The sequence below is a fragment of the Oryzomonas rubra genome, assembly GCF_008369015.1.
Taxonomy (GTDB): domain Bacteria; phylum Desulfobacterota; class Desulfuromonadia; order Geobacterales; family Pseudopelobacteraceae; genus Oryzomonas; species Oryzomonas japonica.
Map to the genome: position 1 here is coordinate 311507 of NZ_SRSD01000001.1, position 20090 is coordinate 331596.

Annotated in this window: 17 protein-coding genes; 1 reads left to right on the forward strand and 16 read right to left on the reverse strand. The window is 52.4% G+C overall.

Features of this window, described 5'->3' with window-relative positions:
- Positions 1-6: 6 nt before the first annotated feature.
- Entirely contained in the window at positions 7-525 is a 519-nt protein-coding gene (locus ET418_RS01460; protein WP_149305796.1) for a TlpA disulfide reductase family protein, read from the reverse strand.
- A 43-nt stretch (positions 526-568) separates the two neighbouring features.
- The gene (locus ET418_RS01465) at positions 569-1537 is read right to left on the reverse strand and encodes a polyprenyl synthetase family protein (RefSeq protein ID WP_149305797.1); all 969 of its coding nucleotides are present in this window, start codon (positions 1535-1537) and stop codon (positions 569-571) included.
- A 183-nt stretch (positions 1538-1720) separates the two neighbouring features.
- Here ET418_RS01465 and ET418_RS01470 point away from each other — a divergent pair, with 183 nt between their 5' ends.
- Positions 1721-3127 carry a DEAD/DEAH box helicase gene (locus ET418_RS01470; RefSeq protein ID WP_149305798.1) on the forward strand — a complete coding sequence of 469 codons (1407 nt, stop codon included), beginning with the start codon at positions 1721-1723 and terminating at the stop codon, positions 3125-3127.
- Positions 3128-3300: 173 nt separating this feature from the next.
- On the opposite strand, the gene ET418_RS01475 is transcribed toward ET418_RS01470, so the two are convergent.
- The 14 genes from ET418_RS01475 to ET418_RS01540 all read right to left on the reverse strand — a co-directional run bounded on the left by ET418_RS01475 (position 3301) and on the right by ET418_RS01540 (position 20013).
- Entirely contained in the window at positions 3301-3726 is a 426-nt protein-coding gene (locus tag ET418_RS01475; protein ID WP_149305799.1) for a thiol-disulfide oxidoreductase DCC family protein, read from the reverse strand.
- Between the two features lie 32 nt (positions 3727-3758).
- Complete coding sequence (gene recQ / locus ET418_RS01480) at positions 3759-5564, reverse strand: DNA helicase RecQ (RefSeq protein WP_149305800.1); 1806 nt, start codon at positions 5562-5564, stop codon at positions 3759-3761.
- Between the two features lie 31 nt (positions 5565-5595).
- A complete protein-coding gene (locus ET418_RS01485; protein WP_149305801.1) occupies positions 5596-6186 on the reverse strand; it encodes a DUF502 domain-containing protein in 591 nt (196 codons plus the stop codon).
- Positions 6187-6445: 259 nt separating this feature from the next.
- Positions 6446-7402 carry a diguanylate cyclase gene (locus ET418_RS01490; protein WP_149305802.1) on the reverse strand — a complete coding sequence of 319 codons (957 nt, stop codon included), beginning with the start codon at positions 7400-7402 and terminating at the stop codon, positions 6446-6448.
- A 21-nt stretch (positions 7403-7423) separates the two neighbouring features.
- On the reverse strand, positions 7424-8422 hold the full coding sequence (locus ET418_RS01495) for a D-2-hydroxyacid dehydrogenase (RefSeq protein WP_149305803.1): 999 nt from the start codon (positions 8420-8422) through the stop codon (positions 7424-7426).
- A 100-nt stretch (positions 8423-8522) separates the two neighbouring features.
- Positions 8523-11030, reverse strand: coding sequence for a bifunctional diguanylate cyclase/phosphodiesterase (locus ET418_RS01500; RefSeq protein ID WP_188055197.1), 2508 nt, complete (start codon positions 11028-11030; stop codon positions 8523-8525).
- A 250-nt stretch (positions 11031-11280) separates the two neighbouring features.
- Entirely contained in the window at positions 11281-11910 is a 630-nt protein-coding gene (locus tag ET418_RS01505) for an acyl carrier protein phosphodiesterase (RefSeq protein WP_338045062.1), read from the reverse strand.
- A gap of 367 nt (positions 11911-12277) precedes the next feature.
- Positions 12278-13336 carry a polymer-forming cytoskeletal protein gene (locus tag ET418_RS01510; protein WP_149305805.1) on the reverse strand — a complete coding sequence of 353 codons (1059 nt, stop codon included), beginning with the start codon at positions 13334-13336 and terminating at the stop codon, positions 12278-12280.
- The gene (locus ET418_RS01515; protein WP_218043351.1) at positions 13333-14718 is read right to left on the reverse strand and encodes a glycosyltransferase family 2 protein; all 1386 of its coding nucleotides are present in this window, start codon (positions 14716-14718) and stop codon (positions 13333-13335) included. Before ET418_RS01515 ends, ET418_RS01510 begins: the two co-directional genes overlap by 4 nt.
- 60 nt (positions 14719-14778) lie before the next feature.
- The gene (locus tag ET418_RS01520; RefSeq protein ID WP_149305807.1) at positions 14779-15594 is read right to left on the reverse strand and encodes a hypothetical protein; all 816 of its coding nucleotides are present in this window, start codon (positions 15592-15594) and stop codon (positions 14779-14781) included.
- Positions 15584-16396: a YaiO family outer membrane beta-barrel protein gene (locus tag ET418_RS01525; RefSeq protein WP_149305808.1), complete on the reverse strand. Its 813-nt coding sequence runs from the start codon at positions 16394-16396 to the stop codon at positions 15584-15586. Before ET418_RS01525 ends, ET418_RS01520 begins: the two co-directional genes overlap by 11 nt.
- Positions 16397-16439: 43 nt before the next feature.
- Positions 16440-17279, reverse strand: a complete 840-nt coding sequence (locus tag ET418_RS01530; protein WP_188055199.1) for a PEP-CTERM sorting domain-containing protein — start codon at positions 17277-17279, stop codon at positions 16440-16442.
- A gap of 344 nt (positions 17280-17623) precedes the next feature.
- Positions 17624-19270 (reverse strand): fatty acid--CoA ligase, encoded by a 1647-nt coding sequence (locus ET418_RS01535; RefSeq protein ID WP_149305810.1) that lies wholly within the window; start codon positions 19268-19270, stop codon positions 17624-17626.
- Positions 19271-19386: 116 nt separating this feature from the next.
- Complete coding sequence (locus ET418_RS01540; protein ID WP_149305811.1) at positions 19387-20013, reverse strand: hypothetical protein; 627 nt, start codon at positions 20011-20013, stop codon at positions 19387-19389.
- Positions 20014-20090: the final 77 nt, after the last annotated feature.

Below are 20090 nucleotides of genomic sequence, written 5' to 3' on the forward strand. Positions count from 1 at the left end.
AGACTCCTATTTCGCTAACCCTTCCAGATAGGACAGGACATCGGGGGAATCCCACGCCATCGGACCGATAACCTTTTTCAGCAGGATACCATTTTTGTCGATGACAAAGGTTTCAGGTACGCCGGTTATGCCATATGCCTTGGCAGCACGGTTATCCGGATCGGTATAGGCAGGCAGGCTGAATCCGCTGGTCTTGAAGAACGACTCGATCGCCGGCTGGCCCCCCTCGTCGATGGATACCGCCACCATTTGAAACGGTTTGCCGGCCATGGCGCTGTTGAGCTTCATCATGGAAGGGATCTCCTCGCGGCAGGGGGGGCACCAGGTCGCCCAGAAGTTGAGGACCACCACCTTGCCCTTCAGGTCCGAAAGGTTCAGCGGCTTGCCGTTCAGGGAGTTTACCGTGATCGCCGGGGCCGGGCTGTTTTCCTGGAGCGGAGCCTGGGTTTTGGCTGTTTCCTTTTTGGTACATGCCGTAAGCGCCACCACTGCACCCAGAACGACGAGACACAAAAACCGTTTCATGTATTCCTCCAGAAATTTGCGGTACGTGGCAGTCGGGAAAGGCTTAGCGGCTGCGGGTAACCACATAATCGGCAAGCTCCGCCAGGGCGTCCCTGAGCGGCGACGGGGCAAACAGGTCGAGGCGTCCCTGGCTTGCGGCAATGTAGCGCCTAGCCGCCTCCACGGTATACTCGATGCCGCCGTACTGCTTGACCAGGCCTGAAACCTCGCGGAATTCATCCAGCGACATCTCGTCCTTTTCCACAACCACTTCGATAACGGAGCGTTCTTCGGCGGTACACTGGCGCAGGGTGTGGATCAGCGGCAGGGTGATCTTGCCCTCTTCCAGGTCATGGCCGATACTTTTGCCGAACTCCTCCTCGGAGGCGGTGTAATCAAGGAGGTCGTCCATGAGTTGGAAGGCGATTCCCAACTCCATGCCGAAATCGGCCATGGCTTTTTGCCGGTCAGCCGGAACAGCCCCCAGGATCGCCCCCGCCTCGCAGGCAGCCGACATGAGGATGGCGGTCTTGGCGCGCACAACGCCGATGTAACGTTCTTCCGTCAGATCGAGTTCGCCGGTTGAGAGCAGCTGCATGACCTCTCCCTCGGCAATAATCGTGGTGGCGCCGGAGAGCACCCGCAGGATATCAAAACTGCCCACGCCGACCATCAGGGAAAAGGATTTGGAGAAGAGAAAATCACCGACCAGCACCGAGGCCTCATTGCCCCACAGGGTGTTGGCCGAGGCGATGCCCCGGCGCAGGGTGGCACTGTCAACCACATCGTCATGCAGCAGTGTGGCGGTATGGATGAACTCGATCACGCTTGCCAGAGGAACCGCCTTGTCCCCCTGATAGCCGCAGAGCTTGGCGGCGAGCAGCAGCAAGGCCGGACGGACGCGTTTGCCGCCGCTGGATAGCACGTATTCCCCGACTTTGCGGATCAGGGGTACGTCGGATTCCAGGTCTTTGCGAAATTGCTGCTCGACGAGCTTGAGTTCGTCTCCAATGATGTTCAGGGCGGCCTGCATCTGGTGGTTTCCTTGAAGTGAAGTTTTGTCATAGTAATGGAATGAAAAACGGTTTGTCAAAGCATTTCTGGCCGCCGCACCGCGCAAATTCTTCATGTTTCCATTGCCAGACGCTACGTCACGGTATATGGTATGGAATTAGTAGCAATCAGATATTTTTGAGTAACATGAGGAAGTAGACTAATGCGATTCGACGAGCTTTCAATCCCTGAAGAGGTCCGGCAAGGCATCCGGGACGCTGGTTTCAGCGAATGCACCCCTATTCAGGAACAAACCCTGCCGCTCACCCTTGGCGGGAAGGATGTGGCCGGCCAGGCCCAGACCGGTACCGGCAAGACCGCCGCTTTTCTGATCACCCTGTTTACCCGTCTTTTGGAAAATAAAGATAATAGTACGCACCAGCCGCGGGCGCTGATCCTGGCACCAACGCGGGAACTGGTGGTCCAGATCGAGGAAGACGCACAACTGTTGGGCCGGCACTGCGGCCTGGTCACCCAGGCGATTTACGGCGGGGTCGACTACATGAAACAGCGGAGCGCCCTGCGCGAAGGGGCCGATGTCATAGTCGGCACCCCGGGCCGGCTGATCGATTATCTGAAACAGAAGGTCTATTCCCTCAAAGGGATTGAGATGCTGGTGATCGATGAGGCCGACCGCATGTTCGACATGGGCTTTATCGCCGACCTGCGCTTCATTCTGCGGAAGCTTCCCCCCTACGACAAGCGCCAAAACCTGATGTTTTCGGCCACCCTCAGCCTGCGGGTCATGGAGCTTGCCTACGAGTTCATGAACATGCCGCAAAAGCTCTCGGTCACGCCCGAAAAGATGACCGCCGAGCGGGTCGAACAGGTTTTATACCACGTCTCCCGCAAGGAAAAATTCCCTCTTTTGCTGGGATTGCTCCGGCGCACCGGGATGGAGCGCACCATGATCTTCATCAATACCAAGCGCGAGGCCGAGTACCTGTTCGATAGGCTGAACGCCAACGGTTTTCCCTGCCGCGTCATCTCGGGCGATGTGGAACAGCGCAAGCGCATGCGCATCCTCGACGATTTCAAGCAGGGCAAGCTCCCGATCCTGATCGCCACCGATGTTGCCTCACGCGGCCTGCACATCGAGGGGGTTACTCATGTCATCAATTACGACCTGCCCCAGGACTGCGAGGACTACGTCCACCGCATCGGACGCACCGCACGGGCCGGTTCCGAAGGCAAGGCCATCTCCCTGGCCGATGAGGACGGCGCCTTTTTCCTGGAAGCCATCGAGGAGTATATCAAGGACAAGATTCCTACGGAGTGGGCTGAAGATGAGTTGTTCGTCAACGACTACGTGCGTACTCCGCGGCCCAAACGCAAGCCGCTCGAGGCCAAAACCGGCGGCAGCCGGGGCCGGGGCGGCGAGCGGACGGCTCGTCCCGCGAGGAGCGGCAGTGTAAAACCGAAACCTGCGGCTGTGGCAGCCCCCCCCTCTCCCACCGCCGCTACGGAGGGCGCAACAGGAGAAGCGCCGGCGAAAAAACGCCGCCGCAGACGCCGCAAACCGGGTGAAAAAGCGGAACCGGGAAGTGCTGCCGCCCCTCAGGCAGAGTAACAGCCCGGCCACCCCACTGAAGAGCAAAAGCCCGTTGGAATCGTCTCCAACGGGCTTTTTTTTGTTTGACCAACCAACCTGCTAAAACCTAAGGGAACTCTCCATGTGCATGCTGCCCCCCGGATAGGTGAACAGCATCACGAATCTTCCCCCTGTCAGACCTCGGCGCGCCGCTACCCAAGCCTGTGTCTGCCGATTTTGCAACTCCCATCGGCGCAGGCAGCTTTTTGCTTGGGCAAGAACCGGCGAATCCGGGCAAAAAACCGATAGCCCAATCTGGCAATGGTGGTAAAACCGGGCAGCGACAGTACGGTTGCGAGAATACCATAGCCTGTCGAAGCCGGAAAGGCCCGCCAGATAGCCCCAAAGGCGTCTACCCCCCGATAGACCACGTTGTTCCGGTCGATGGCATGCAACTGATACATGAACTCGGCCAGGGGGATGCCATAGGCCACAGGATCGAATTCCGGAGCGCTGATATCGATGAATTTCAGCTTCCCGCCTCCGCCCTTGACACGATAGCGGGCCATTGCCGAACTGCACACCGAGCAGGAACCGTCATAGAAAATACGCAGGGGAAATCGGGGAGCAATCTTCACAAGGCCTCCTACGGCACGTCAGACACCGGACATTAGCTGTCGGAGAGATCGGCCTCGCCGCGGATCTCCCGCAGGAATGCCGCCCCGTAGCGGGCCAATTTGTGTTTCCCCACCCCGCTGATACGCGCCAGGCCATCGTCATCCGTGGGGCGATAGGCGGCCATCTCCACCAGGGTGGCATCCCCAAACACAACGAAGGGGGGCACCTGCTGTTCATCAGCCAAGCGCTTGCGCAGCATACGCAACCGCTCGAAAAGCTCCCGATCATACTCCAACTCGCCCCTGCCGCGTTTCGGCTCCTTCTTCGCCACCACCCTGACCCGCGGCCGGGCCAGCACCACCTGCTCTTCCCCCCGCAGGACCGGCTTTGAACGGGCAGTCAGGTGCAACACCGAGTAATTGCCCACATCCTGCTCCAAGTAGCCCAGGTGCAGCAGTTGGCGCATGAGCCCGCCCCAGGCGTCCTGGGACAACTCCTTGCCGATGCCGTAGGTGGAGAGCCGATCATGCCCCAGACTCTGGATGCGTTGACTGCGTGAGCCGCGCAGCACCTCGATGACATGCCCCATGCCGAAGCGCTGTCCGACCCGGTAGACGCAGGAGAGTGCCTTCTGGGCATCCTCGGTGGCGTCGTAGCGTTCCGGCGGGCTCTGGCAGACATCGCAGTTGCCGCAGTCCTCCTCCAGATGCTCGCCGAAATAGCCCAGGAGGACGCGGCGGCGACAGGTCAGCGCCTCGGCAAAACCGACCATGGCATTCAACTTGTGGAGCTCGATCCGTTTCTGGTCCGGGTTGCCGCCATTTTCGATCAAGGCCCGGGAGATGGCGATGTCGCCGTAACCGAACAGGAGCAACGCCTCGGCCGGCAGCCCATCCCGGCCGGCGCGGCCGGTTTCCTGGTAGTAACTCTCGATGTTCTTCGGCAGGTCATAGTGCACCACAAAGCGCACATTGGGCTTGTCGATCCCCATGCCGAAGGCCACGGTGGCCACTACCACCCGCAGGTCGTCCCGCTGAAAGGCGTCCTGGGTCTGCTGCCGCTCCCTGTCCGAAAGGCCGGCATGGTAGGGAGCAGCCTTGATACCGGCCTCGGCCAGACGTCCCGCCAACTCCTCCACCCGCTTGCGGGAAAGGGCATAGACGATCCCGGCCTCATCGGCACGTCCCTTGAGAAAGGTGCTCAACTGCTGGAACGGTTTCTGTTTTTCCAGCACCGTGTAGCGGATGTTCGGGCGGTCAAAACCGGCCACGTGACAAACGGCCTCCGTCAATCCCAAACGCCCGATGATATCGGTGCGTGTCTGGGGGTCGGCGGTGGCGGTCAGGGCAATCAGCGGAATTCCGGGAAACAGGTCCCGCAGTCGGCCGAGTTGCACGTATTCCGGCCGGAAGTCATGTCCCCACTGGGAGACGCAATGAGCCTCGTCAATGGCGAACAGAGCGATGTCCAGATCCTTCAAACGGTCCAGGAAACCATCGCTCATCAGCCGTTCCGGCGAGACGTACAGCAGGTCCAGTTGGCCGCCATGGAGACGGGCCAGCACCTGCCGGGCCTCAGCCTCCTTCAGCGAAGAGTTGTAGAGCGCGGCAGCGACGCCGTTGGCCGTCAGGGCGTCCACCTGGTCCTTCATCAGGGAGATGAGCGGCGAAACCACAATGCCCACCCCGGCCCGGTGCAGGGCCGGCACCTGGTAGCAGAGGGACTTGCCGCCGCCGGTCGGCATGAGGACAAAAGCATCCTCACCGGCAACAATAGCGGAGATGATTTCCTGCTGGTGCGGCCTGAACGACGTGTAACCGAAAATATTCTTCAGGGTTTCCTGCAAGGACGTGGTCATGGCGCCACCGGGTGTTGCGGAGGGCTACTCATCAGCTTATCACCATGCCACCGGAAACCACGAACTTCACGGCTTCCTCCACGGTCATGCCGCTGTCGAAGACCTCATCCTCCCGAAAGAACAGAGCAAAGCCGGAGGTGGGATTGGGCATGGTCGGCACGTAGACCACCACCAGCGGTACCCCGTCACGCACGACCTCGGCCGTCACAAATCCGATGGCGCGTACGCCGGGACGCGGCCACTCCACAAAGACCGCCCGGCGATAGGAGGTTTTTCCTTCCCGGAACACCTTGAGCAGTTGTTTGCTGGACGAGTAGATCGACTTGACGAGCGGGATGCGCTCCAACAGTTTATCCCCAAGCTTGAGGAACTGGTTTCCCAGAACATTGGTGGCGAAGATGCCGGCAAAGTAGATGACGACCGCGCCGGTAATCATGCCGAGACCGGGTATATGGAGATCGTGGTGGATAAAGAGACTGAACAGGGTGTCCAGGTAACTGCCCAGGATGCCGTCGGCAAAGTTGAACAGGAAGGTCAGGATAAAGATCGTGATCCCCACCGGGATCACCACGAACAGGCCGGCGATGAATTTTTCCTTCAAATGATCGACAATGACTTTCATGAAACCCCTCACGATGATGATGTGCCGAGCATACCTTTTGCTTTGATAAAGTCAATAGCGGAGGCACGGTCAGGACATTCAGCATGAAGCAGTCATAGAAACGGCCTGCCGGTAGGGACAGGCCATGGGGAGAGGGGAAGGTTTCTTCATAGACGCATGGACAAAACAAAAGCCCCACCAGGGTTTATTATTAAAAAATCAGCAAAAACGGTCAATTAAATACTATATCGTAAAGCGTTACACCAGTCTACCGACTAATTCAGCCGATCCTGACCCCTTTGATCGTTTCGCCTCCCTCTTCCCTGGCAGATGTGAGACAACGATCCGCATTATCAATCAGCACATCCGCGGTCATGCCGGTCTTCTGCTGGCTGGCGGTAAAGCCGGACACGCCGAAACTGGCGCTTATCCGCACCTCTTTGTCGTACATCTTGATGACCTGGGAAGCGATCCTGAGGCGCAAACGCTTGGCCACGATCATCGCTCCGGCCATATCGGTTTCCGCCAACACCACCACGAACGAGTCCTCGCCGTAGCGCGCCAGCCAGTCCACGTCCTTGCGAATCGACTCCGCCAGGCAATCGGCGCAACTTTTGAGCACCACGTCGCCGGAGTAGTGCCCGTAAGCTCCGATAACATCCCTGAACTGATTGATACTGACCAATATCAGGGAAAGCGCACGTTCATAACGATACGCCCGCTTGATCTCCTGGGGGATATGATCCTCCATGTAGCGGCGATTGAAGATCCCGGTCACCGGGTCGATGAGGGAGAGGTTTTTGATCTCTTCGATGTAGCGCTGCTGGGAACTTTCCAGTTCTAACACCCGCTTGGCCGTTTTCAGGCGGGAAACCAGTTCGGCCTGATGGGCCGGTTTGATCAGGTATTCATCGGCCCCGGCCTCAAGCCCGGCAATGATGTCGTTTTTGGAATCCTGGGAGGTGAGAAGGATAATATAGGTATAGCGGCCGGAATCGTCGGCGCGGATGGCCCGGCATAGTTCAAGGCCGTTCATTTCGGGCATCACCCAATCGGTCATGACGATCGGATAATACCCTTTCCTGAAGATATCGAGACCCTCCTTGCCGTTTTCAGCGACAACCACATCGTGCCCCGCCGCTTTCAGGCCGGCTTCGAGAACGGTTCTTTGCAGAAGGTTGTCATCCACGACAAGGATGGGAAACGGTTTGGGCGAATTCTGTTGGGGTTCTTCCATTGGCGAATCTCCCGGCGGATTTTACCGCCCTGCAGCCGGTGCAAGATACTGACTATTGACCACGTTGGCCGGAGCTCCTGCAAGATATGATGCGACATTGGCGGAAACGATACTCATGAGCCGCTGCCGCGCCGCCAGCGAAGCCCATGCTATATGGGGCGTAAAGATACAGTTGGGAGCGTCAAGAAGCGGGTTATCGGCGAGCATCGGCTCATGGGCAACCACATCCAGCCCGGCGCCGGCAATCCGGCCGGTTTGCAACGCCTGGGCCAGATCGGCTTCGTTCACCAGCCCTCCCCGCGCCACATTGATCAGGAACGCACTGGACTTCATCATCCCCAGAAGCCGCGAGTTGACGAAGCCGGCATTGTCGCCGGTCTGGGGACAGTTGAGACTTACGACATCCGCCGTAGAGAACAGTTCTTCCAGACCGACGAACCGGACCGGTATCGGCCCCGAATCCTGTGGGATGCGGGGGGCATGGGCGATGATCCGCATGCCGAAAGCAGCGCCGATACGGGCCACCGCCCGCCCGATCGTACCATACCCCACGATCCCCAGCGTCAGGCTGTCCAACTCGACGATCGGCGCCTTCCAGAAGGAGTGGTCGGGACAACGGGTCCATTCTCCGGCCTTGACGGCGGCATCGTGAGCCCCCACCTGCACGGCCAATTCCAGCAGCAGGGCAAAGGCGGTCTGGGCAACCGATTCGGTGGAATAGGCGGGGACATTTGAAACCGGAATACCAAGCCGGCCGGCGACGGCAATATCGATATTATTGTATCCCGTGGCCAGAAGCGAAATGTATTTGAGTCTCGGCAGGGCGTTCAGGATGGCTGCATCCAGCTTGACCTTGCTGGTCAGAATTATTTCCGCTTGAGCGGCGCGCTCCAGGGTGAGTTCAGGCGGGGTTCGGTCGTAAACGGCACATATCCCCTGGTTCTCAACCGGGGTCCAGGGATTGTCGCCGGGGTTGATGGTATAGCCGTCAAGGATAACGATCCTGGTGGTTTCAGACATGAATATTCACTCCTTTTCAGAATAACCGTCATTTTCGACAAGCCGGCACAGGAGAACATTACGTGGTAAACGGCAGGAGTCCCCGCCATCGCCGCGCTCTTTACTCGATACCCCACGTGCGAACCATTGCCGCAAAGCCATCGGCAGGCAGGGGCCGGCTGAAGTAGTATCCCTGGATCATCTCGCAGCCGTGCTCAGCAAGAAAATCCAACTGTTCCCCGGTTTCCACCCCTTCGGCCACGACCTTCATGTTGAGGTTGTGCGCCATAAGGATAATGGTCCGCACAATAGTCGCGTCATCCGGATTAATAAGAATGTCGTCCACAAAGGATTTGTCTATCTTCACGACGTCGATGGGAAACCGCTTCAGATAGCCCAGGGACGAATAGCCCGTTCCAAAGTCGTCCAGGGAGAGGCCGAGCCCCATCCCCTTGAGCCCGTGAAGTTTTGCAACCGCCTCATCGACATTGTTCATGAGATAGCTTTCGGTAAGCTCCAATTCCAGGAGGCCGGGGGCAAAACCGGTTTCGGCAAGGATTGCACCTATTCGCTCCACCAGGTCCTGCTGCTTGAATTGACGTGCCGAAATATTTACCGCCATCTTCATCGGCGGCAGCCCCGCTGCCTGCCACTTACTGCTCTGCTCGCACACCGTGCGCAACACCCACTCGCCGATCATGATAATCAGGCCGGTTTCTTCCGCCAGGGGAATGAACGTATCCGGCGGGATCAATCCACGCTCAGGATGATTCCAGCGCAACAGCGCTTCCATACCCTGTATCCGCCGGGTGGCCAACTCGACCTTTGGCTGATAATGGATGACGAATTCCCCGCGTTCAAGGGCACGTCTCAGCCCGACTTCAAGTTCCATACGGTCCACAACACGGGTATTCATCTCGGTTGTAAAAAACTGGAATCCGGCCCTTCCCTTGTCCTTGACGTGATACATTGCCGTGTCGGCCTTGGTGAGTAGGGCCGCTGCGCTGTCGTCGTCGTTGGGGTAAAGCGCAAGCCCAATACTGGGCGACACAAAGAACTCATTGTCATTGACCACAAAGGGATTGAAAAAGTGTTTCAAAAGGTGCTCCGTCACCAGGATAACGTCTTCAATCCTGCCGATACGGGCGAGGATAATCACGAACTCATCACCGCCGAGCCGGGCAATGGTATCGCCGCTCCGGACAACGGATTTCAGCCGGTTGGCAACGCTTTTCAGAAGTTGATCACCAACCGGATGGCCGTAGGTATCGTTGATGATCTTGAAATTGTCCAGGTCCAAAAGCAGGACCGCCACGATATGCCCTTCCCGCCGTGCCGCCGCCAGGGCCTGTTCCAGGCGGTCATGGAGAAGATAACGGTTGGGAATACCGGTCAGAAGGTCGTGATTTGCCTGAAAAAACAACGTTTCCTCAAACTGTTTTCGCTCTCTGATATCCTTGACCATGATGCACAGGGCTTCCCTGCCGTCATAGGGTATCAGGCCGGCGCTCAATTCAGCATCAAGGGCAGAGCCGTCTTTACGACGGAGGCGATACTCCCGTTTTTGCTGCAAAAGCCTTTCTATCAGGGTATCGGTTATGGCGGCATCGCCAAAGGCAAGCTGGCCGAGATACAGGCCGATCAACTCTTCGGCGGTGTATCCCAGATAGTTCTGGATCGCACCGTTGGATTCTATGATCGCCCCGGTTGTCCGCTCCGTGATAAGGATCCCCTCGTTGGCCCCCTCGATAACCAGACTGTAGCGCTGCTCAAGCTCCTTACCCTGTTGCTGCGACACGGCGAGTTTTTTCAGCAAAAAATGCACAATGGCCGCAAACCCCAGAACCAGGCCAAAAAAGCAGAGCAAGAAATATCCTACGGCCCGCATCCCCCTCCCATAGATGGTGCGCCGGTCGGTTACTTTGACGATAAAGGCCTTGTGGCCGTAAATATCCTTTACCAAGGCATATCCGTTAATATAGCGGAATCCGTCCGCCACGACCGTACGTGGGCTGGCCTCGCTCAGCATAACCCCGGCCTCGCCCAAGACGCTCGTTGCCCCTCCTGGCAACAGGCACAGAGAAAGACGGGCCATCGTCGCCAAACCGGCAACCTCCGTCGCATTCAGGTACCGCCCCATGATCAACGTGCCCCGGATTGGCCCCATGTACTCACTGGTCAATATCGGCCGAGAAGCGACTATCATCAAGCCTTCCGGCAGGTTTATGACTCCTTTGACTGTGCTGTCGGGCGTCGTGTGGCTCAGCAGCAGGTTCCCGGGGGCGATGTGGCGAAAAAATCCTGCAGGAACTGGCGTAAATCGGCCTTTTTCAAGATCAAAGGCCTTGCCGAAGATTACATCCCCGGCACTGTTGAGATACATGATCAGGTTGAGACGTTGTTTGGCAAAGGTGGGGGCGGTCAAATTCGATTTTTCAAAAGCATGGTTACCATCCCTCACATAGCGGTAGACATCATCCCAAGCGGAATAATCACCACAGACTATGTTGAGGTTATTGGCTTCATCGTTGATCAGGTTGACTGCTCGTTCCACGTTCTCTGCGGCTTCCCGCACTTCGATCCTGGCAAAGCTATCGAGCAGGAACACCTTGGTAACAAAATAGAGCAACAGAAACATCCCAGCCAGAGACACTGACAATATCGGCAAAGATTTGGAGCGCAACTTCATAGAGGAGCCCGGTAAGACAAAATGGATGGAATAAGAAAATGATCATAAAAACGCGGCACAGCGTTTCAATTGTACTGTGCCGCAGTTTCAATCACTATATATAATTAAAAATCAATGGGTTGCAAGTAAAAAAACATGTAATTACTGTGGGGTTGGGTTAAGGAAGGATATTGGAGGGGTCTCGTTTATGTTAGCGCCGCCCCCGCTCTGCAAAATTTGCAACAAATTCGCTGACAGCGGGCAGAAAACAACGGAAGTCCTCGCGCAACTCGGCATAGTTCCGTCTCAGTTCCCGTTCACCGCCGGCCAGAGGATTATCTCGCGTCACCCGGCGCGACATGCGCTCAAGGGCTAGGCCGATGCCGTCTATCTCGCAATAGGATGGGAGCAGCTCATCAAATACAACCGGCAGCAGCCCCTGCAGACGTTCCGGCAGCCATGCACGCCGTGCCTCAACCATCTTCTTGGCTCGGGTCAGATAACTCGTCAAGGATTCATCCGCCCACTCGTCCCAGCCCGCAGATAAAAAGTGATCATAAAACAGATCGACAAATACCCCACGCCATAACCGGTACTGCGGCGCAATCCGGTCATAGCTCCGGCGAAAGATGATATGCTGTTGCGCAAAACTGTCAATACGACGGTGCAGCATAATTCCAGCCGCCACACCGGGAGGGTAGTTTTCACCTACCCTTCCCTTGACAAAATCGCCCATAAAATTGCCGGTCAGCAGGTCCGGATCATTGCCGGAGAGATAGAGATGAAAGAGGAAGTTCATGAAAATAGTCGGCCCTAAAAAATCATAACTAGCCGTATTCAAGTACTTAATATCCAATTACAGCATGATAAAATCACCGGAAAACGAAGTAGTAACTCCAATATAGGTCACAGAAAGAAAAAATGTGCCAACATGGATGTGACTGAACTCGGAAAGCCGTCTCAATCGGAAGAAGAGAATCGCAAGTTTGAATCATTTCAGCAAGTCCGCCCCCCCAAAAAAATCAGTGCCATTTTCAAAAAAAGCTGAATCCAGAATGCTGGTAAATGACATTCAGCCTAAACATAGGATCAGCAATTCCACCATCTAAAACAGGAAATAGAAACTACTGCAGCAAGGATGCCTCCAGTCTCAAACAAATGTATATCTAGTCCTTTATGCGGGCGGGCATGACTATTGCTATTAAGTACTAAGCACTTGTTTGACCAATATGTTGTGCCACCACCATACCATAGATGACGGCACCAGAATAAATTGTAACTGACGGAGCGCTGACGGTGCTATGTTTCTCCTTACTGCCAATTATTGAACCTTGCCCAATACTTATTCCCGCCTCTGCAATGAGCGGCCCTTGTATTATGCATAATTTTTCGATATTGATCGTTAATCTGGTAACAACACTACCGTCTATCTTGCAATTTCCTCCCACTTTTATATCCTTATATGCCTTCATACTTCCCTTGACATGTGCCCCATAACCAACATTTATTTGGCCTGACACAACAATATTTCCAGTAAACAAGGAATTTGCTGGTATTGAAATATCTCCCTCAAAGCGATAGGTTCCATCCGCCATGACTTTTAGACCAACTTGGTTGAACACTACGCGCCGTAATTGCATCGGGCTTGTATCACTATGTATTTCTGTTTTTCCAACAAAAATAACTGGAGCGGATATCCATTCAAATGTGACGCCGATTGCAAGACAAAGTTCTTCATCAGAGCTAGCTCTACCATGAAGTATCGAGCCTTCTTGAACCGTAAGTTTTCCTATGCTATGTACCCATCTTAAAACTATTGATTGTTCAAGAAGAGTCAAGCTCTTGTCTGCAAGAATAGCACGGTATGCGCATCCAACCCCACCAGTCAACCCTCCAACTCCATACACTTCCCGCAAAAAGGTTACATCATCAGGCAAGGTCGTTTCCGGACCTGCAATGACAATATAATCGACTGGCGCTGAAGCATGTTTCTGATTCCACACATTGCCCCGAATGCGAATAAATGGCGATCCATCAGGTAATTTAGACAGTTCTGTGTCCTGTATTGTAGTAAAATCGAATTTTTCTGCTTGGGTAAGAAAATAATTCCGAAAATTATTAGCAAAAAAAGCGATGTCACCGGAATCACGAGAGACAACCTTGAGCGGATCAATGTCCGTTGGTCTCACAAATTCGAGAAGAGACGGAATAAGTGGAAACAGCAACCACAAGAACGTCAGTGTCAAAAAAACAAAGAAAAAGATCATACACCACTACGTCCAAAAATATGTTCCACAATAGTGCACCCGCCTGCAATCAAATACGCATATCCATGTCCTCTATTGGAATAATGTCCATTTTCATAATCACAATCTGACGAGCTATCATTGCCCCCCACATCCCCATTTCTGTGGCGGTCTGTTTTGTCCCATTTTCGGTGATTGTTGAAAGGTGAAGATAATATCTGAGATATGGTAGCCCATGACACGGTAACAAAGCTCACAAGAAAACCAAGAGAAAGAAAAGGAAGAAGAAGTATTCGTTTTCCACTACCGTCCAGTCTCGTGGCCGAAGCCACCTCAAAAAAAGTTGCAAAATTACCAAGTGTGTTATAGGTTGAAATCACAAGGATTAACATGAACAAGTTACCAATCTGATTACCCATATAAAAGAGTGTTAAAGAAAGTGTCCACCCTACAAGTAGCAATGGTGGCATAAGAAACACTCCCAAAAGCATCAGCCCATCAAGCACAGCAAGAGTTGGGAGCTTACCTAATTGGCGCAATAATGGGAAAAAGTAGCGTGCACAGGATTGGTTGTGGCCTTTAGCCCACCTTGTTATCTGGCGAATGCGCGCAAACCAGTTTTCCGGTACTTCTTCATAACATTCCGAACGATTCTGATAGGCAACTTTCCACCCTTCAAGTGTCATCCTCATGGTGACATCCGTGTCCTCAGCCAACGTATCACTTCTCCATCCCCCGATGCTCTTGAGAGCACTTGTCCTGACTCCCCCAACAGTACCGCCAAATTGAGGCACCATATGGAGATTCATGCGTGCCTGCTGGTCAACCTGGTAACCGCCTGAACGTTCAAGATCAAGAATTCTTGTTAACAATGAAGGCTTAATATTATAAGGCACCACACGGCCCATTACCGCCCCAACCTCGGGATCAAAGAATGGCGCAACAAGCTGTTTAATCAGTCCTTTTCCTGGCAAATAGTCTGCGTCAAAAACCAAATGTATTTCCGATTTGTACAAAGGTTCAACTTCTTTAAGAGCTGAGGACTTACCACATTTTCCACTAACACGGTGATAAGGCTTGATCAGCACAGGAAATTCTTTGGCGTATTTATCTAAAATATCCTTTGTTCTGTCTTTAGAACGATCATTAATAGGAACAATGATAAGACGGTCATGGGGATAATCAACCTTGAGCAGGTTTTCCATCATATCGCCAATCACCAGTTCTTCGTTGTGTGCAGGTACAAATATTGTCACAGTTGGCCAATCTGCTGTCCCAATATCAACATATGGTTGACGTGGCCGAGAAAACAGTCGATTTAACGTAAAAATATAGTGTCGAATGGTGTAGAGCGCAATAATTGATACAACACTGTACAGCAAATTTATTAGAACTGTCTGCATAATATTCACCCCCATTGATCACACATAACAGGCAATATTTGCGATAAAACCTTATAATTATTACTTGTTTACAATATCGACCCAACTCATAGCCCAGCCGTAAAATGATATAACAATAAAAATTTCAAGTAAATACCCAAATAAAAAAAACATTGTTGGAAGCATTAAATAACTACACGTTTTAATTACATACATATGAATCAACGCCTGAAGGGGAATAAAAATTATCAGGTGCCCCATAGTCATTATACTTACTAGCATTTTTTGTACTAAAGGCATGTTGTACAAATAAAGCGTGATTGCAAAGAGAATTGGTACAAGAAGTACAATAACGACTCCTCCCCTAAGAAGGTTTGCCATATATCCTGAGAGGTCATAGGGAAATGGTTCGATAGCAAATTGGAAATATGCAAATGCCGTCATTTGAACGAAACATAGAATTCTTAGAAAGTAAGCAAAGGGAGTCAAGTTTTCACTAAAAAGAAACGATATAACAAAAAGGGCAATGAAGACTATGCCAGCATTGTAAAAATCAACCATTTTAGGCCACTCTGCGTTTACGCTACAGGAAGGGATATCAAGGTAATAGTGTGGAATTATCTTTAAAGTGTATATATGCACATCAGTTCCCAGGCCCATATGCTCAAAAGCGTATGAGAAACAAACCTTCCATAGGAACATGATGTGCGGCAATCCCAGCAAGGTAACGGAAATAAGAACCAGTGGAATACCGATCATACTCAACAAACTATTCGGAAGGAACTGAAAAGCTGTCATAGAACGATGGGGTTTAATTACTGAGCCGTATACCCCAATATTCCGAAATTGTTTTAGTTTCTGGTCGCGCTGACCGGTAAGTGAAGAATTACCATTCATAAAATAATCCAAATGTTAAGCCATCCCTCGAATAAAAAGGATTTTTGTAGTATTCGGCCTTTGCAACTGTTCCATAATTACCGCCTATCCATTCGCGCCAATTTAGGGATGCCTCGTGACTGGAAAAACCAACTATAGTCGTCAAAGTTCCTATGGGCTGATATCCCTCTTTTCCACCTTCATAACGAAGTGTTATGTACCTGTTCCGATCCGCCCCATAAGTAATGACACAAAAACCCCGCTCCGACTGTACTGTACCTGGATTACTCCAAGTTATTCGAGTGCCGGCTTCCGCAATGAAATTATTCTCAAAATAGACTGTCATTGAAGCCAATATGTACATATCACGGTGTATATCTTTAGCTTCTGAAAAGCCACCGCCTAATGTCGTGACCAGACGGCGAGAGTTAAGCCATTTTTTGCTTAATGAAGCGTCAACCCTAACATCGGGAAAATAAAATTCTCCAGACCCAGCCCCAGCAGCTAGTTGTGAATACCAATCTTCATTCCATATATGAGTATTAGTAACAGAGCCATATACCCCATCATCACCAAATGTTTTTTGGGCTAGAAAATCAAATAATAAAACATCATTTTTACCGGCCCCGATGTTAGCCTTAGCTTCTCCACCTTTCCAGTCGCCATAACTATTGCTAAGAAAATGATACCTGCCGGTAAGTTCTACCCAGTTTCGTTGAGCCAACAACTCATCATTTGCAGCCGCAACTATTGGAAATAATTCATTTATCAAAAGACAAATGATGAGTAAGGATGAACTCAATAATTTTTGAATGATTGCCATGTAATCCCAATATGCCTATTTTTTTTATGTTTTACAAATTTGTTTAGTGAGTGCAATTCTGCCTTCTGAACCAAATGAAGTGTCCCATCATGAGAAAAGCGACCCCCAATACCATCAACAATAACGGCGAAGGCTCTGGAACAGGAATTTCAAAGTTGTAATTCTCCTCTGAATCCGAAAATGTCAGATGAATGTCGTCGACATAACCGGTATAATCCTTAGGCCAGTAACTACCAACACCGACACCAAACCCGTACACAAAAGCCTCGGAAGAATAAAATGAGTTGGAAAGCCATTGAGAAATATTGAGTGCCAGCAAAGGATCATCAGGATTAAGAGTTGAACTAACCCCGCCAACAAGCGTATATGTGCCACGCCCATCGCTACCGAATGTGTGCTGCCAAAGGTTTTGATTCATTAAATTCTGATTAATCCACGTATCGGTTATAGTCAAACTGGAGTTGGTATAATACTTTTCCCAAACCAACTCAGATAACACACCATGATCATTAATATAAATGCGCATTACAGGGGTTTGCGCTTGCCACGGAACGTCACTGGTGGCAATATTAGTCACTCCAGTGCGGTACCAATCAAAAGAAAAATCTTTTAGATTACTCAGAGTTCCCAAACTGAGATTAGTTCCAGCATAGTAATTCCAGAATGCCCAGTCATTAAGATTTCCACTCGTTGTAAGCTTAAGCGATGCATTTCCATCCCTGGGTTTATCAGTTTCAATTGAAGCTGTGCCGCTAGCCTGTAAATCTTTCTGCCAGTCAGGGCTATCTGGATACACAATGGTTGCATACCCTTTGCCACAAAACAATACCCAGACGGCCACACTGGTTAGAATGGCTATTTGCAGATAATTTTGTTTTCTCATATTTTCAAACTCCTCTATGAGTTGACTTTGAATTGCATACATATTTGTAATGCAATTTAAATGCCACAGGCGCCAGACACAACCAGAAGATATTCCTAATTGTATTTTAAGACCATAGAAGAATTTGTCTTATTAAATTAGCAATATAACAATCAGCATAAAGCTGCTTGATGGCTGATATTGGCAAAAGGATAAACCGCAATTCAACACAAGCCTGTCGATTTTATTTACACAACTCTTTGCATTTCGATAGGTCGTGTCGGATATATTTACAACAAATTTACTGTAACCTGTTAGGTGCTTCTTAATTCCTAACTTCATCCAGAATAAATGATGTTCGGCACTCAATAAACATACCTCTCCCGCAGCGCCACCTTATTAATCTTCCCCACACTCGTCTTATCAATAGTCTCCACCATCCGCGTCCTGAGGAGGACCACCTGTTTGGAAATCATCCCCTTGTCGGCATATTCCCGAACATGGTGCTGAATCTGCTTTTCCGCGACCACAGTGCCCGGTTTGGGCACCACCAAGGCCAGGGGCCGCTCGCCCCATTTTTCATCGGGCAGACCGATCACCGCCACCTCGGCCACAGCGGGATGATGGGCGATAATATCCTCCAATTCCAGAGAGGATATCCACTCTCCACCGACCTTAATGACGTCCTTGCTCCGGTCGGTTATCTTCACGTATCCTCGCTCATCCCGCACCGCCACGTCACCGGTGTGCAGGTAGCCTCCCTCCCAGAGTTTCTCGGAGGTTTTGTGATCCTTCAGGTATCCCTGGGTCAACCAGGGGGCACGAACGACAATCTCGCCCGTGCTGCGGCCGTCGCGAGGCATCTCGTCCCGCCCCTCCCCCACCACTTTCAGATCAACCAGGGGAAGCGCCAGACCAGTCTTGCAGCGGATCTCGGCCTGCTCTTCCGGGCTTAGCTTCAGCATATCGGGGGTCAATTGGGCAAGGGTCAGGATGGGGCAAGTCTCGGACATGCCGTAGCCGGTAAAAATATCTATGCCGTGTCCCAATGCCGCCATGCACAGCGCCTGGGACATGGCAGCGCCGCCGATGATCAGTTTCCAGTTGCTCAGGTCGATCTTGGCCGCATGGGGATGTTTGAGCAGCATGTGCAGGATGGTCGGCACACAATGGGAAAAGGTGACCTTTTCGCGTTCGATCAGTTCCAACAGCATATCCGGTGCGTAACGACCGGGGTAGACCTGTTTGAGCCCCAGTGAAGTGGCCACATAAGGCAACCCCCAGGCATGAACATGGAACATGGGGGTGATGGGCATGTAAACGTCGCCACGGTGCAGACATCCCTGGACAACCGAGGAGCAGAGCGCCGCCTGGACCCCCAGGGTATGCAGCACGAGTTGGCGGTGGCTGAAGTAGACCCCCTTGGGCATGCCGGTGGTGCCGGTGGTATAAAAGGTAGTGGCACGGGTATTTTCGTCGAAGTCGGGAAATTCGAATTCCGGTGGGGTCGAGGCCAGCAGTTCCTCGTACTCGGCGGTGAATGTCAAGGTTGTCTCGTGGGGATGCGGTTCGTCGCCCTTGAGGAGAATGAAGTCGCGCACCGTGTCGATCCGGCCGCGAATCTGTTCCAGGATTGGCAGAAACTCGGAGTTGACCAGGAGCACGTCATCCTCGGCATGGTCGATGGTGAAGAGTATCTGTTCCGCGGAAAAACGCACATTGATGGTGTGCAGCACCGCGCCGATCATCGGCACGGCAAAAAAGCACTCCAGATAGCGGTGACTGTCCCAATCCATAACCGCCACGGTATCTCCCGGTTTCACACCCATCCGTGTCAGGGCCGCCGCGAGGCGTTGGACCCGCTCGCGGAACTGGCGGTAACTATGGCGGACTTGGTCCCGGTAGACGATCTCCTGGTCCGGCGCATCCACTATAGGGTGTAGGAGCAGTCGTTTGATCAGTAATTGGTAGTCATGGGCGGATTCGGTGCGGGGAATGGGGATGCATTTCATGAAAACAGTGTCCTTTCAACATCATTGTTCGCTTTCGCTACGGGCCGGTCCGGCCGCAGACAAACGGTCCCATACTACCGACGTGTTCTCCAAAAGTCCACCCCGCTATGTTATATTTATGCACCCTTCTGTGCCTTTTTGCCCCCCTGCTTTATTCCGTTGCCCTTTTCAAACTCTTTCCTTAGCCGCTCCAACCCTTTGCGATAACTTTCGGCGTCGCCGTACTCAAAAAAACGAGGATAGCGATCATGGGCGGCCCGGATACGGCGAGCATGCTTGATCGGGCACCAGTACTGCTCGGTGCGGGCGGCGATCTCCCGGAAATAGGCTGCCAGTCCATTGCCATAGGAACAGTAAAAGCAGTTCAACTTTTCTATGATGTTGAGATAGGGGAGGTCCTCACGGTCAAAGGTCAGGTATTCCGAACGCTTGACCTTGGGAATGTCGTAGATCGGGAAGCAGACCGCCTGGTAGATCAACAGAAAAAGATCCAACGCCAGAAAGGGGATAAATCCGGCATAGATGATCGGGGCGGTCAGAACGTTCAGCGGCCGAGATTCCGCCAAATAGCGGAAGAGCCCGGTCTTGAGGCGACGCTGCTGGCGTGCCACCTCTTCGGCGAAACGGACGCGCTTCTCCTCGATGATGAACTGGAACTGCTCCCGTTTGGTGCGGAACTCGACCTCCAGCTCTTCTTCAAGCTCCCTGATCTTCTGGATCAGTTCATCGATTTTTGGTGCCATGATGGTCTCCCGGCGGGCAGCATTTCAAAAAAAAACGCGCAGCCTGACCATATTCAGACTGCGCGGTATGATAACGA

Excerpts from the sequence above, each read along its gene's own strand:
- ET418_RS01460 (WP_149305796.1), bottom strand. The coding sequence starts at position 525 with ATGAAACGGTTTTTGTGTCTCGTCGTTCTGGGTGCAGTGGTGGCGCTT.
- ET418_RS01465 (WP_149305797.1), bottom strand. The coding sequence starts at position 1,537 with ATGCAGGCCGCCCTGAACATCATTGGAGACGAACTCAAGCTCGTCGAG.
- ET418_RS01470 (WP_149305798.1), top strand. The coding sequence starts at position 1,721 with ATGCGATTCGACGAGCTTTCAATCCCTGAAGAGGTCCGGCAAGGCATC.
- recQ (WP_149305800.1), bottom strand. The coding sequence starts at position 5,564 with ATGACCACGTCCTTGCAGGAAACCCTGAAGAATATTTTCGGTTACACG.
- ET418_RS01485 (WP_149305801.1), bottom strand. The coding sequence starts at position 6,186 with ATGAAAGTCATTGTCGATCATTTGAAGGAAAAATTCATCGCCGGCCTG.
- ET418_RS01490 (WP_149305802.1), bottom strand. The coding sequence starts at position 7,402 with ATGGAAGAACCCCAACAGAATTCGCCCAAACCGTTTCCCATCCTTGTC.
- ET418_RS01495 (WP_149305803.1), bottom strand. The coding sequence starts at position 8,422 with ATGTCTGAAACCACCAGGATCGTTATCCTTGACGGCTATACCATCAAC.
- ET418_RS01510 (WP_149305805.1), bottom strand. The coding sequence starts at position 13,336 with ATGATCTTTTTCTTTGTTTTTTTGACACTGACGTTCTTGTGGTTGCTG.
- ET418_RS01515 (WP_218043351.1), bottom strand. The coding sequence starts at position 14,718 with ATGCAGACAGTTCTAATAAATTTGCTGTACAGTGTTGTATCAATTATT.
- ET418_RS01520 (WP_149305807.1), bottom strand. The coding sequence starts at position 15,594 with ATGAATGGTAATTCTTCACTTACCGGTCAGCGCGACCAGAAACTAAAA.
- ET418_RS01525 (WP_149305808.1), bottom strand. The coding sequence starts at position 16,396 with ATGGCAATCATTCAAAAATTATTGAGTTCATCCTTACTCATCATTTGT.
- ET418_RS01530 (WP_188055199.1), bottom strand. The coding sequence starts at position 17,279 with ATGAGAAAACAAAATTATCTGCAAATAGCCATTCTAACCAGTGTGGCC.
- ET418_RS01535 (WP_149305810.1), bottom strand. The coding sequence starts at position 19,270 with ATGAAATGCATCCCCATTCCCCGCACCGAATCCGCCCATGACTACCAA.
- ET418_RS01540 (WP_149305811.1), bottom strand. The coding sequence starts at position 20,013 with ATGGCACCAAAAATCGATGAACTGATCCAGAAGATCAGGGAGCTTGAA.